General features: G+C 41.5%; 12 protein-coding genes and 2 pseudogenes. 11 read left to right on the top strand and 3 right to left on the bottom strand.

The annotated features are described in order from the left end of the window. Positions 1-88: 88 nt before the first annotated feature. Positions 89-289 carry a heavy-metal-associated domain-containing protein gene (locus MKL33_RS19005; RefSeq protein ID WP_001985155.1) on the top strand — a complete coding sequence of 67 codons (201 nt, stop codon included), beginning with the start codon at positions 89-91 and terminating at the stop codon, positions 287-289. Positions 290-345: 56 nt separating this feature from the next. Here the strand turns inward: MKL33_RS19005 and mobR are convergent, their stop codons facing one another. After that, positions 346-2,016, bottom strand: a complete 1,671-nt coding sequence (mobR, locus tag MKL33_RS19000; RefSeq protein ID WP_270907537.1) for a phenol degradation transcriptional regulator MobR — start codon at positions 2,014-2,016, stop codon at positions 346-348. 368 nt (positions 2,017-2,384) lie between these two features. Between mobR and MKL33_RS18990 the strand changes: the two genes are divergently transcribed. The 7 genes from MKL33_RS18990 (at position 2,385) to MKL33_RS18960 (ending at position 8,105) form a co-directional block, all read left to right on the top strand. Next, the gene (locus MKL33_RS18990; protein WP_270907536.1) at positions 2,385-2,672 is read left to right on the top strand and encodes a phenol hydroxylase subunit; all 288 of its coding nucleotides are present in this window, start codon (positions 2,385-2,387) and stop codon (positions 2,670-2,672) included. Positions 2,673-2,693: 21 nt separating this feature from the next. Further along, entirely contained in the window at positions 2,694-3,692 is a 999-nt protein-coding gene (locus tag MKL33_RS18985; protein ID WP_270907535.1) for an aromatic/alkene monooxygenase hydroxylase subunit beta, read from the top strand. An 11-nt stretch (positions 3,693-3,703) separates the two neighbouring features. Further along, the gene (locus MKL33_RS18980) at positions 3,704-3,970 is read left to right on the top strand and encodes an MmoB/DmpM family protein (RefSeq protein ID WP_000049450.1); all 267 of its coding nucleotides are present in this window, start codon (positions 3,704-3,706) and stop codon (positions 3,968-3,970) included. A 45-nt stretch (positions 3,971-4,015) separates the two neighbouring features. After that, on the top strand, positions 4,016-5,542 hold the full coding sequence (locus tag MKL33_RS18975; protein WP_004702709.1) for an aromatic/alkene/methane monooxygenase hydroxylase/oxygenase subunit alpha: 1,527 nt from the start codon (positions 4,016-4,018) through the stop codon (positions 5,540-5,542). Between the two features lie 59 nt (positions 5,543-5,601). Beyond that, a complete protein-coding gene (locus tag MKL33_RS18970) occupies positions 5,602-5,964 on the top strand; it encodes a phenol hydroxylase subunit P4 (protein WP_270907534.1) in 363 nt (120 codons plus the stop codon). Positions 5,965-5,978: 14 nt separating this feature from the next. Then, complete coding sequence (locus MKL33_RS18965; protein ID WP_270907533.1) at positions 5,979-7,040, top strand: NADH:ubiquinone reductase (Na(+)-transporting) subunit F; 1,062 nt, start codon at positions 5,979-5,981, stop codon at positions 7,038-7,040. A 183-nt stretch (positions 7,041-7,223) separates the two neighbouring features. Further along, on the top strand, positions 7,224-8,105 hold the full coding sequence (locus tag MKL33_RS18960) for a SphA family protein (RefSeq protein ID WP_270907532.1): 882 nt from the start codon (positions 7,224-7,226) through the stop codon (positions 8,103-8,105). A gap of 49 nt (positions 8,106-8,154) precedes the next feature. Here MKL33_RS18960 and MKL33_RS18955 read toward each other — a convergent pair whose 3' ends face one another. Beyond that, positions 8,155-9,114: a LysR family transcriptional regulator gene (locus tag MKL33_RS18955; protein ID WP_046812975.1), complete on the bottom strand. Its 960-nt coding sequence runs from the start codon at positions 9,112-9,114 to the stop codon at positions 8,155-8,157. Between the two features lie 44 nt (positions 9,115-9,158). After that, positions 9,159-9,288, bottom strand: a pseudogene (locus tag MKL33_RS18950) (hypothetical protein). 106 nt (positions 9,289-9,394) lie between these two features. On the opposite strand from MKL33_RS18950, the gene benA reads away from it, so the two are divergent. The 3 genes and pseudogenes from benA (at position 9,395) to benC (ending at position 12,362) form a co-directional block, all read left to right on the top strand. Continuing rightward, on the top strand, positions 9,395-10,777 hold the full coding sequence (gene benA / locus MKL33_RS18945; protein WP_270907531.1) for a benzoate 1,2-dioxygenase large subunit: 1,383 nt from the start codon (positions 9,395-9,397) through the stop codon (positions 10,775-10,777). Continuing rightward, positions 10,774-11,293 (top strand): annotated as a pseudogene (gene benB, locus MKL33_RS18940) (benzoate 1,2-dioxygenase small subunit). Before benA ends, benB begins: the two are co-directional and overlap by 4 nt. Positions 11,294-11,345: 52 nt before the next feature. Further along, complete coding sequence (gene benC / locus MKL33_RS18935; protein WP_161281895.1) at positions 11,346-12,362, top strand: benzoate 1,2-dioxygenase electron transfer component BenC; 1,017 nt, start codon at positions 11,346-11,348, stop codon at positions 12,360-12,362. Positions 12,363-12,365 lie beyond the last annotated feature (3 nt).

Genomic DNA, 12,365 nt, shown 5'->3' with positions numbered 1-12,365 from the left:
TTTTTTTAAAAAATTGGTCTTGACCTTACAATCATGACAAGGTTTAGACTCAGTGTTATCCAAACAAACATCTCATTCTTGATGGAGTATGAACATGAAACTACTTATTGAAAATATGACTTGTGGTGGCTGCGCTCGTGGAGTGACTGCGACGATTCAAGATGTCGATCCAAATGCAAAAGTAGATGTAGATTTAGCGACCAAAATCGTGACTGTTGAAAGCAGTGAAAGCGTCGATAAAATTACCGAAGCACTTGAAGAAGATGGTTTCCCAGCGAAAGTGCAATAATCAATAAGGCCTAACGTTTAAAGTTAGGCCTTTATTTTGTGTTTGTTGATATTGACTCAAAGCTGAAATTTTTTAATTCGATAATCCAGTGCTGCCCGAGATATTCCCAATAAACGTGCCGCTTCAGACACATTATGATTTGCCTTTTTTAAAGCCGTTAAAATTAACTGCTTCTCGTGTTCTTCTAAATTAAACTCTGCCTTTAATAATTGATCAAAGTCAGTTTCAACAGCTACAGCCTGCTCAGGGTCATGCTTGATCTGTGGGAAAATGGCATTTAACTTAATCAGTTGCTGATCATCCGTTAATAAAACCGCCCTTTCTAATAAGTTTTCTAACTCACGAATATTGCCTGGCCATTCATATTGCTGCATAAAAACTTTGGTCTTTTCACTTACACCCTGAATGGTTTTGCCGTACATTTTTTCAAAGCGATGAAGAAAGTGTTCAACCAGTAAAGGAATATCTTCACGGCGCTCCCGCAAAGGCGGAATCTGAACTGGAAAAATATTTAAGCGATAATATAAATCTGCTCGAAATCGCCCTGTTTTTACAGCCTGCTCAAGATCTTCATTGGTTGCTGTAATTACACGGACATCTAAAATACGTGTCTGTGAATCTCCTACTCGCTCAAATTCACCTTCCTGCAAAATGCGTAATAGTGCTGCTTGTGCACGAGGAGAAAGCTCAATCACTTCATCTAAAAAAATCGTACCGCCATTGGCTCGTTCAAACTTACCCAAGCGAGATTGATGCGCTCCTGTATAAGCACCCTTTTCTACCCCGAATAATTCAGACTCAATTAACTCTGGTGGAATCGCTGCACAGTTTACCGCAATAAAAGGTTGGTCTTTTCTTTGGCTATTTTCATGGACACCTCGTGCAAAAGCTTCTTTACCAACGCCGGTTTCACCTTGCAGCAAAATAGAAACTTTCGAGCCTGCTGCTTTGGTTAATAATGCACAGACCTGTTTATAAGAGGCTGACTTACCCACAGAGCTAAATAATTGGTAATCCACTTCACTATCGCTATAAATTGATTTTTTTAATTCAAACAGTTCAGCCTGCAACGCGATCAGTTCTTTTTCCATGGGTTCGGGGGACATGAACTGAATCAGTTCATCAGCATTTTCCCACTCTTCTAAAGGCTTACCAATAATACGGCAATGCTCATCGCCGCAAGCTTTACACTCTATTTCTTGATAAATAATAGTCATGCCCGTCGCAAAACTACTGTAGCCGCACGCATAACCCAGAAGCATCCAGCACGCAGGTTCATCACTTGGGCCAAAATGCTCTAAATGCACATCAGCTTCAAAAGAGTTGAGCCAATTTAAATCGGCATAAAACTGTTTTTTATCGTGGCTTAAATTAAGCTGGTTGGCCTGTACTTGCACCATTCCGCGAATCGCATGCATTTGCGGACCCGCCATAAATGCATCGTGTTCATTTAAATCGGGACGCATTTTTGTTGTAACTTCGGCATCCTTTAACCCAGCTTGATACCCTAAACGAATAAAGAAACGCTTGGTTCGCTCAAGCCCAATCATGTGCGCTAAATCTTTACGCAAATATCCCATAATGCTGGTGTGTAAAAGCAGCATCCGATATTCATCAAACCAGATTTGGCCGTGGGCAGTATCAAAGTGCAGTTTAGACAGCAAATCGTGAATTTCTTGCGGATGATCTGCGTATCGTCCCGTTGTATCGTATTTTACTCGAGCCATGAGTGATCTGTTTTAATCCATTAAACACATTTGGGTTTATCTCATCTTATCGAAGAACCAGATAAATGTCCTAGTACCTTAAAGACATAACTTCATACTAAAAAAGTATTTCTAAATCTCTCCATTTAAAGCCTCAAACAATCTAAAAAGAAATTTTTACGACCCTATTCATCAAATCATGAATATCTCTATTTCACCATTCAAAAAAATTCATGAAATAGTGAATTTTAAAAATACCTTACTTTCTATAAAAATCTTAATTAATTGTTTTTAATAATAAAAATAAAGTTGGCATAGCTTTTGTAAAGCTTATAGCGAGAGCAAGGAGCATTCATCAATTTCAAGACCATGTCTTGATGGAGTACAGCATGACGCAACCTCAAGTCGAAGCATTAACCAAATATATTCGGGTCACTGGCGACTTAAACGCAGAGTTTATCGAATTCGATTTTGCCATTCACGACCCAACTCTATTTGTGGAACTGGTTTTGCCTAAACATGCATTTAATGATTTTTGTAAGACCAATCAAGTGGTTGAAATGACCCAAGAGCAGCAAGCTTTTAACGATGCTCAGGAAGAAAAATGGCGCTATGGCACTGAAGCAACCTTAGTCGGCACGCAACGTAATAGCAACGATCACGATGATCAAATGTAAAAAATATAAGGAGATAAAGCCATGACTTTAGAAATCAAAACGTCAAATGTCGAACCTATCCGCCAGAACTACGCCTATATCGAAAGACGATTTGGTAGTAAGCCAGCTACTCGATATCAAGAAGTAAGTTTCGATGTACAGGCAGAAACTAACTTTCACTATCGTCCTTTGTGGAAACCTGAAAAGACTTTAAATGACAAAACCCATACTGCCCTGCAAATGCAAGATTGGTATGCATTCAAAGATCCACGTCAATTCTATTATGGAACTTATGTTCAGCACCGTGCGCGGTTACAAGACACCGCCGAAAGTAATTTTGCTTTTTTTGAAAAACGTCAGCTTGCAGAACATTTGTCTGATGAAGTCAAAGCTAAGGTCATTGAGTACCTATTGCCATTTCGCCACGTTGAACAAACTGCAAACTTACACATGATGTCTGGCAGTGCCTATGGTTATGGCACCGTGCTTACCCAAGCTTGTATTTATGCCGCAATGGATCATTTAGGGATAGCGCAGTACATCTCACGTATTGGTCTAGCTTTAGATAGTAACAGTGGCGATTCATTACAACAGGCAAAACAGGCTTGGATGCAACATCCTGCATGGCAAGGCTTACGACGTTTGTGTGAAGAAAGCCTCACCGAGCAAGACTACTTCAAACTTTTCTTATTACAGAACCTTGTGATTGACGGCTTTGTGACAGAGCTTGTCTATCAACAGTTTGATCAGTGGTTAGTCACTCAAAATGCTCGCGACTTAGCCATGCTGACTGAGTTTATGAAAGACACTTTAGGTGATTTACGTAAATGGTCAGACACCGTCATTAAAACTGCCGCAGCAGAATCCGATCACAACAAACAGCTATTAAATGAATGGTTCACTGAGTCTCTAGCTCAAGTGAAAGCAGCCTTTACACCTTGGGCATCAGCAGCCTTAACAGCAGATGCAGTCGTTCAAGCAGAACAAGTTGTGATTGAACGCGCAAAAAAACTCGGCCTACAACCACTTACAAATGCTTAAGGAGAAGCAACATGTCTAAAGTCTATCTCGCATTACAAGACAACGATACTTCACGCTATATCCTCGAAGCGATTGAAGAAGATAACCCTGAAGCTTCAATTCAGTATTTACCCGCCATGATTCGCATTGAAAGTGAAACTGATTTGGTGATTAAAGCCGAAACCGTATCTGAAAAACTAGGCCAAGATTGGGATATTCAATCGTTACAACTCAACATGATTACGCTGGGCGGCAACGTCGAAGAAGATGACGATACTTTCCGCCTTCATTGGAATTAATCACAACATAGATGTTGTTTAACAAAGATTTAAGGATGATCAATCATGACAACTCAAACCAAAGAAACCAGCAAAAAGTTAAATGCGAAAGATCGTTACCGTGCATTAACCCGTGATCTGGACTGGGACTTTTCCTATGCTGACCGTAAAGAGGCTTTCCCTTATGAAGAGTTTGAAGGCATCAAAATTACGGACTGGTCTAAATGGGAAGATCCATTCCGTTTAACCATGGATGCTTACTGGAAATATCAGGCAGAAAAAGAGAAAAAACTTTATGCCATTTTTGATGCCTTTGCTCAAAACAATGGTCAGATGAATGTCAGCAATGAACGCTACTTAAATGCGATCAAACTCTTTTTAACGGCGGTGACTCCACTTGAATATCAAGCTTATCAAGGCTATGCACATGTAGGCCGCCAGTTTAGTGGAATTGGAGCACGTATTGCTTCTCAGATGCAGTCGATTGATGAGCTGCGTCATGTACAGACCCAAATTCATGCCATGAGCCATTACAACAAGTTCTTTGATGGTTTTCAGGACTGGGCGCACATGCATGACCGCGTTTGGTATTTGTCTGTACCTAAATCATTTTTTGAAGACGCCCGTTCTGCTGGCCCTTTCGAATTTTTATTAGCCATTAGTTTTGCTTTTGAATATGTACTTACCAACTTGCTGTTTGTGCCGTTTATGTCGGGTGCAGCTTATAACGGCGATATGGCAACCGTGACCTTTGGTTTTAGTGCGCAGTCAGATGAAGCTCGTCACATGACGCTTGGTCTTGAAATCGTGAAATTCTTGCTCGAACAGCATGAAGACAACGTACCTATTGTTCAGGAATGGATTGATAAATGGTTCTGGCGTGGGACGCGTTTGCTTTCAATTGTGGGCATGATGATGGATTACATGCTGCCAAACAAAGTGATGTCTTGGAAAGAAGCTTGGGAAGTTTACTTTGAACAGGCAGGCGGCGCACTATTTAAAGATTTGAGCCGTTATGGCATTCGTATGCCGAAATATAGCGATGTCATTGTGAAAGAAAAAGAGCATGTCTCACATCAGGCATGGTGGATTTTCTATAACTTTGGTCATGCTGCCGGTTTCCATACTTGGATTCCAACTGACGAAGAAATGGATTGGTTATCGGCTAAATATCCAGACACTTTCGATAAATATTACCGTCCAAAATGGGAGCTGGCTCGCAAAATGGAAGCCGAAGGTAAACGCTTCTATAGTGCAGGTTTACCACAGCTTTGTCAGGTTTGTCAGATTCCAATGACCTTTACCGAAATGGGCGATGATCCTACTCAGTTTAGTTATCGCCATAGCATCTACCAAGGTGAACGCTACCACACCTGTTCAGATGGCTGTCATGACATTTTCGAACGCGAGCCTGAGAAATATATACAAGCATGGTTACCTGTAAATCAAATTTTGCAAGGCAACTGTGGTGGCGGTGACCTCGAAACCATGCTCCGCGATTATTACCGTATGAATGTCGGTGCCGACAATCTGGATATTGAAGGTTCACCAGACCAACAGCGCTGGAAAAAATGGAAAGGCAACGCGGCTTAAGCACAAGGAATTGTTCAGGCAGTCATCAAGCTGCCTGATAGGAAATAAGGAGATTGAACATGACTGTTCGCGCGATACACAACAACTATCAATTTGAACCGCTTGATCTGCAAAAAAATTATGGCGATCAATTCTTACTTTACGTGGGTTGGGATCATCACACCCTTTTTTGCTCGGCACATGCCATGCTTGCCTCGCCTCAACAAACTTTTGGACAGTTGATTGAGCAACAAATTACAGGTGGTTTTGCTCAACATCCAGATTTTGCCAAAATTGATTGGACAAAAGTGCAATACACCTTAGATGGCCAAACAATCAATCCAGAGAATACACAAAGCTTGGCAGAGCTCGGTTTTGGTCACAAGTCATTACTTCGTTTCGTTACGCCAGAATTAAATGGCTATAACGATAGCTACGTTTAATTCGGAGGTGTGTCATGAGTTATCAAGTCACCATTGAACCGATCGGAACAACGATTGAAGTAGAAGAAGACCAAACCATTTTAGATGCCGCTTTACGTCAAGGCGTTTGGTTACCCTTTGCCTGTGGTCATGGCACTTGCGGGACATGTAAGGTTCAAGTCACCGACGGTTTTTATGATGTCGGTGAAGCCTCGCCATTTGCACTCATGGATATTGAACGTGATGAAAATAAGGTGCTTGCCTGCTGCTGTAAACCAGAATCCGATATGGTCATTGAAGCCGATGTTGATGAAGATCCAGATTTCTTAGGTCATTTGGTTCAAGACTATCAAGCGACCGTAATTGAAATAAAAGACTTATCGCCAACCATTAAAGGAATCCGACTACAACTAGATCGGCCAATCGAATTCCAAGCTGGCCAATATATCAATGTCCAGTTCCCAAACATTGAAGGAACTCGAGCGTTTTCAATTGCCAATTCACCAAGTGAAGTCGGCATCGTTGAGCTTCATATTCGTAAAGTTGAAGGCGGTGCAGCGACGACTTATGTACATGAACAACTTGCCACAGGTGATCAGCTTGATATTTCAGGCCCTTATGGTCAATTTTTCGTACGTAAGTCAGATGATCAAAATGCCATTTTCATTGCGGGTGGTTCAGGTCTTTCAAGTCCACAATCGATGATTTTAGATTTGCTTGAGTCTGGAGATAGTCGCACGATTTACCTCTTCCAAGGAGCACGAGACTTGGCAGAGCTATACAACCGAGAATTGTTTGAACAGCTCGTAAAAGACCATCCGAACTTCCGCTATATCCCTGCCCTGAATGCACCAAAACCAGAAGACCAATGGACTGGATATACCGGATTTGTACATGAGGCTGTTGCCGATTACTTTGAAAATCGATGTGGTGGACACAAAGCGTATTTGTGCGGCCCACCAATCATGATCGACTCGGCAATTTCAACACTCATGCAAAGTCGCTTATTCGAACGGGACATTCACACTGAACGCTTCTTAAGTGCAGCCGATGGTGCTGCTGGACAGTCACGTTCGGCCTTATTCAAACATATTTAAAGATAAACCTTTAAGCACTCCACTTTTTCAAATGAGCTTTGTATCTGTAATTTATAAAGAAAATACAAAGCTCATAGGAGTTCTGCATTCCAAATTTACAGGTTAAACAGACTCAAATTTTAAAGACCGTTAAGGAATAACGTTTTTTAGTGACAAGCCAAACAACACAGAATAGGACATTCTATGAATAACAAAATTGCTGCAATCATATGTGGTGTAACCAGCGCCCTTTACCTTCCCTCTGCATTTGCGACAGAAAACGGCTCGGACTCTTTTGCTTTAGGTGCCGAAGGTATGATGGCGGGTGCCTTACCACCTGCTGGGGTTTATCTACTCAGTTATTATCAAAATTATCACGCATCAGAGTTTCAAAATGGTCCCGATCAGTTCCATGTTGATGTCAACGCCGTGGTTCCGCGGTTGGTCTGGATGACCGATCAAAAAATTCTGGATGGACAACTCGGGTTTTATGCAGCCCAGCCATTGGTTGATCTAAGACTCAAAGTAAATGGAATGGCTGACTCAAACCAAGGACTCGGAGACTTGATTTTGGGTGGTATGCTCGGCTGGCATCAAGGAAATCATCACTGGATTGCAGCCCTAGAAACTGTGCTGGCAACAGGTGAATATGACACTCCAAGTACGACACATCCAGTTGAAGCTAATCTCGGGAAAAACTATCACACCATTCGACCTATTCTTGCCTATAGTTATGCCAACGCGGCAGGTTTAGATCTATCTACTAAACTGTCTTATAGCTGGAATACGCGTAACGATGCGACTGACTACCAGTCTGGACAATACATTGCGGGTGACTATAGCTTGGGTTATCGCATTAACCCAAAAATTAAAGTTGCAGTTGAAGGCTATGCCTTTAAACAAACCACAGATGACAAAGTAAACGGAAGTGACATTGGGTTTAAAGGACAGGCTTTTGCAATTGGTCCAGGCATTCAATATGCCGATAAGAACTGGTCTATTGAAGCCAAATTTCTAAAAGAAACCGAAGTCGAATATCGTCCCGAAGGCCATACCAGCTGGCTAAAACTGATTTGGGCTTTCTAAAACACATCAACGCATAGCTTCAACTTTTGAGGCTATGCACTTCTCTTATTTAAAAATCGATACCGTTTGAATCATCGATCGGATTCTGATCGAGCGTGAAAACGGTGCGTTTATATGGAATACCTTCAAGATCATAAACCTGATAAATACAATCAAATAGTGACTGTAAATCTTCACTTCGGTCCATTGCCCGTGCTGTAATAAAAATTGGGCTGACCGCGCCGTTATCTAAAATCGGAATATAGTTTAAGTGTGGAAATCGAATGGTATCGGCACTTGCTGGAATAATGCAGATCCCTTCTCCCGCTGCAACTAAGCCCAAAGCCAATTGAATTTCTCGTATCTCATGCATATTTTTTGGAACCAAACTATGTTCGGCAAAAATATTTAAAAGCTGGGTCGAAAAATTGGGTTTCGGCGAAGTGGGATACATAAACATCTTTTCATCAATGAGATCGGCCAGATATACCCCTTCCGTACGCTGTGCAATAGGATGACTCGTATGCGCAGCAACCACCAAGCGTTCTTTACGTAGCAAAATACGTCTCACAGCAGGATCACTAATTCTTAAACGTCCAAAACCGACATCAATACGTCCTTCTTTTAATGCCTGTAGCTGTTCAGTCGTACTTAACTCCATGAGCTGAATATTCAAATGGGGTTGCTGCTGGCGAAATAAATAAATAATTCGAGGTAGCAAACCATAGAGTAAAGACCCAACAAAACCAATGGTCATACTTCTTTCGATGAGACCAATACGCTTGGTCATACTTTTTATTTCTTCAGCATTCGACAAAAGTTTAACGGCGTGCTGATAAAAGAAATGCCCTGCTTGTGTGGTTTGTAAAGGACGGCTTCCACGCTCAAACAGTTGAATGCCAAGCTCACTTTCCAGATTTTGAATCTGTCGACTCAAAGGTGGTTGAGCAATAAATAGTTTTTCGGCTGCCTTTGTAAAGCTCTGTTCTTCAACAACCGCCACAAAATACCGTAAATGTCTTAGTTCCATAAGGTTTCCATACCTTTAAGATATAAAAAAATGCAAATTCAGTCTTAGACACAGTTTAACCATTCTTTTAAGGTATATACAAGCAACAAACCGATGAAGTGATGAATTGCTTTGTGAACAAGCCTTTTTGCCAATCTTCCAGTTATTCATCTTCATCAATTCACGGTTAAACACCCAGCGCACTCATGCGCTTCATTGACAATATTAGGATATCAAGACCTTGTAGATCGTAGCTAAGGCCTTGGTGACTTCCACACTTTTGGAAAGTCGGAGAACGGACATGCCACGTATTCCTGTAATCAATACTAGCCATCTTGACCGTATTGATGAATTACTTGTCGATAATATCGATACAGGTGAATTTAAACTTCATCGCTCAGTGTTTACTGACGAAGCCCTATTTGACCTCGAAATGAAATATATCTTCGAAGGTAATTGGGTTTACTTAGCACACGAAAGCCAAATTCCAAACAATAATGACTACTACACCACTTACATTGGTCATCAGCCTGTCATTATTGCACGTAACCGTAACGGTGAATTGAATGCCATGATCAATGCGTGTTCACACCGCGGAGCACAACTTTGCCGTTACAAGCGTGGTAATAAAGCAACGTATACTTGCCCTTTCCACGGCTGGACTTTTAATAACTCAGGTAAATTGCTTAAGGTTAAAGATCCAAGTGAAGCAGGCTATTCTGACTGTTTTAACCAAGACGGTTCACACGACCTTAAAAAAGTGGCTCGTTTTGAGAGTTACAAAGGTTTCTTATTTGGTAGCTTAAATCCCGATGTTCCTTCACTTGAAGAATTTTTGGGTGAAACCACCAAAATCATCGACATGATTGTTGACCAGTCTGAACATGGTTTAGAAGTTTTACGTGGTTCATCTACGTATACTTATGAAGGCAACTGGAAACTCACCGCTGAAAATGGTGCCGATGGTTATCATGTTTCTGCTGTTCACTGGAACTATGCAGCAACAACTCAACACCGTAAAGAAACTCAAGCTGCCGATAACATTCGTGCCATGAGTGCAGGTTCGTGGGGTAAACAAGGCGGTGGCTCGTATGGCTTTGAAAATGGCCACATGTTGCTTTGGACACAATGGGCAAACCCAGAAGACCGTCCAAACTTTCCGAAAGCAAACGAATACACCGAAAAATACGGCGAAGCCATGTCGAAATGGATGATTGAGCGTTCACGTAACTTGTGTCTCTATCCAAACGTTTATTTGATGGATCAGTTTGGTTCGCAAATTCGTGTACTTCGCCCACTTTCAGTCAATAGAACCGAAGTCACTATTTACTGTATCGCGCCTAAAGGCGAAGCACCTGAAGCTCGTGCACGTCGTATCCGTCAATATGAAGATTTCTTTAATGCTTCAGGCATGGCAACACCAGACGATTTAGAAGAATTCCGTGCTTGTCAGGCAGGCTACGCAGGGATTGCACTTGAATGGAATGACATGTGCCGTGGTTCAAAACATTGGATTTATGGACCAGACGATGCAGCGAACGAAATCGGTTTAAAACCAATGTTAAGTGGTATCAAAACTGAAGATGAAGGCCTGTATCTTGCCCAACATCAATATTGGTTACACACCATGAAACATGCGATTGCATCAGAGAAAGAAATTGCTGATCAGGGAGAAACAGCATGAGTGCTCAAGACAAAGCAACTTTAGAAAATATTGCTCAGTTTCTCTATCGTGAAGCTCGTTTTTTAGATGATGAACAATGGGAAGATTGGATTGAATGCTATGCACCAGAAGCTTCTTTCTGGATGCCAGCTTGGGACGACGACGATAGATTAACTGAAGATCCACAATCTGAAATTTCACTTATTTATTATCCAGACCGTCAAGGTTTAGAAGATCGTGTGTTCCGTATTAAAACCGAGCGCTCATCTGCAACCATGCCAGACACACGCACAAGCCACAATATTGCCAACGTTGAAGTCGTAGAGCGTGACGGAGACAAAGTTACTGTTCGCTTTAACTGGAATACCTTGAGTTTCCGTTACAAGACAAATTACAGCTATTTCGGTATGTCACGTTATGTGATCGATTTTTCAGGTGATCAACCAAAAATCTTGAGCAAGTATGTCGTTTTGAAAAATGACTACATCAATCAAGTGATTGATATCTACCACCTTTAAGACATACCCCCTCAGTTAAACGGACTGTTGGCTGAGGGTAAAAGTTTCAAATATTTTGTAGGATACATGCCATGTCAAACCACAATGTTGCACTTCAATTTGAAGATGGTGTTACACGTTTCATTAACGTAGCTCAAGGCGAAACCCTATCTGACGCAGCCTATCGCCAAAAAATTAATATTCCTTTGGATTGCCGTGATGGTGCATGTGGAACTTGCCGCGCATTTTGCGAGTCCGGTAGTTATGACATGCCAGAAGAAACCTATATTGAAGATGCATTAACCCCTGAAGAAGCTGAGCAAGGTTATATTCTTGCTTGCCAATGTCGACCAACTTCCGATGCGGTATTCCAGATTCAAGCCTCATCAGATGTCTGTAAAACAGAAATTCATAGTTTCCAAGGTACATTAGCCCGCGTTGAAAACTTATCAGATTCAACCATCACTTTTGATATTCAACTTGATGAAGGCCAACCGGACATTCATTTTCTTGCAGGTCAATACGTCAACGTTGCTATTCCTGAAACTGGCGAAACACGTTCATATTCATTTAGCTCAAAACCAGGCAATCGCTTAACGGGCTTTGTGGTCCGTAACGTGCCGAACGGCAAAATGAGTGAATTCTTAAGTAAGAATGCTAAAGCTGGTGACAAAATGACATTTACCGGTCCATTCGGTAGCTTCTATTTGCGTAATGTAGCGCGTCCTGTGCTTATGCTAGCAGGCGGTACTGGCATTGCCCCATTTATGTCGATGTTACAAGTGCTTGAAGAAAAAGGTTCAGAACAACCTGTTCGTTTAGTCTTTGGCGTAACCAATGACTTTGATTTGGTTGCTTTAGATAAACTTAATGAATTGCAGACGAAATTCCCATGGTTCGAATACCGCACTGTGGTAGCAAGCCCTGAAAGTAACCATGAACGCAAAGGCTATGTCACTGGTCATATTGAAAGTGAATGGTTAAACGGTGGCGATGTTGATGTTTATCTATGTGGCCCGGTACCAATGGTAGAAGCTGTACGTGGCTGGTTAGAAACTGAAAATATCAAACCTGCTAATTTCTTGTTTGAAAAATTCTCTGCGAATTAACAG

The sequence above is a fragment of the Acinetobacter sp. AOR43_HL genome (assembly GCF_027854635.1).
Classification (GTDB): domain Bacteria; phylum Pseudomonadota; class Gammaproteobacteria; order Pseudomonadales; family Moraxellaceae; genus Acinetobacter; species Acinetobacter pittii.
Note: the sequence above shows the minus strand (reverse complement) of the source record. Positions and strands in the feature narration are given on the sequence as shown.

Excerpts from the sequence above, each read along its gene's own strand:
- MKL33_RS19005 (WP_001985155.1), top strand. The coding sequence starts at position 89 with ATGAACATGAAACTACTTATTGAAAATATGACTTGTGGTGGCTGCGCT.
- mobR (WP_270907537.1), bottom strand. The coding sequence starts at position 2,016 with ATGGCTCGAGTAAAATACGATACAACGGGACGATACGCAGATCATCCG.
- MKL33_RS18990 (WP_270907536.1), top strand. The coding sequence starts at position 2,385 with ATGACGCAACCTCAAGTCGAAGCATTAACCAAATATATTCGGGTCACT.
- MKL33_RS18985 (WP_270907535.1), top strand. The coding sequence starts at position 2,694 with ATGACTTTAGAAATCAAAACGTCAAATGTCGAACCTATCCGCCAGAAC.
- MKL33_RS18980 (WP_000049450.1), top strand. The coding sequence starts at position 3,704 with ATGTCTAAAGTCTATCTCGCATTACAAGACAACGATACTTCACGCTAT.
- MKL33_RS18975 (WP_004702709.1), top strand. The coding sequence starts at position 4,016 with ATGACAACTCAAACCAAAGAAACCAGCAAAAAGTTAAATGCGAAAGAT.
- MKL33_RS18970 (WP_270907534.1), top strand. The coding sequence starts at position 5,602 with ATGACTGTTCGCGCGATACACAACAACTATCAATTTGAACCGCTTGAT.
- MKL33_RS18965 (WP_270907533.1), top strand. The coding sequence starts at position 5,979 with ATGAGTTATCAAGTCACCATTGAACCGATCGGAACAACGATTGAAGTA.
- MKL33_RS18960 (WP_270907532.1), top strand. The coding sequence starts at position 7,224 with ATGAATAACAAAATTGCTGCAATCATATGTGGTGTAACCAGCGCCCTT.
- MKL33_RS18955 (WP_046812975.1), bottom strand. The coding sequence starts at position 9,114 with ATGGAACTAAGACATTTACGGTATTTTGTGGCGGTTGTTGAAGAACAG.
- benA (WP_270907531.1), top strand. The coding sequence starts at position 9,395 with ATGCCACGTATTCCTGTAATCAATACTAGCCATCTTGACCGTATTGAT.
- benC (WP_161281895.1), top strand. The coding sequence starts at position 11,346 with ATGTCAAACCACAATGTTGCACTTCAATTTGAAGATGGTGTTACACGT.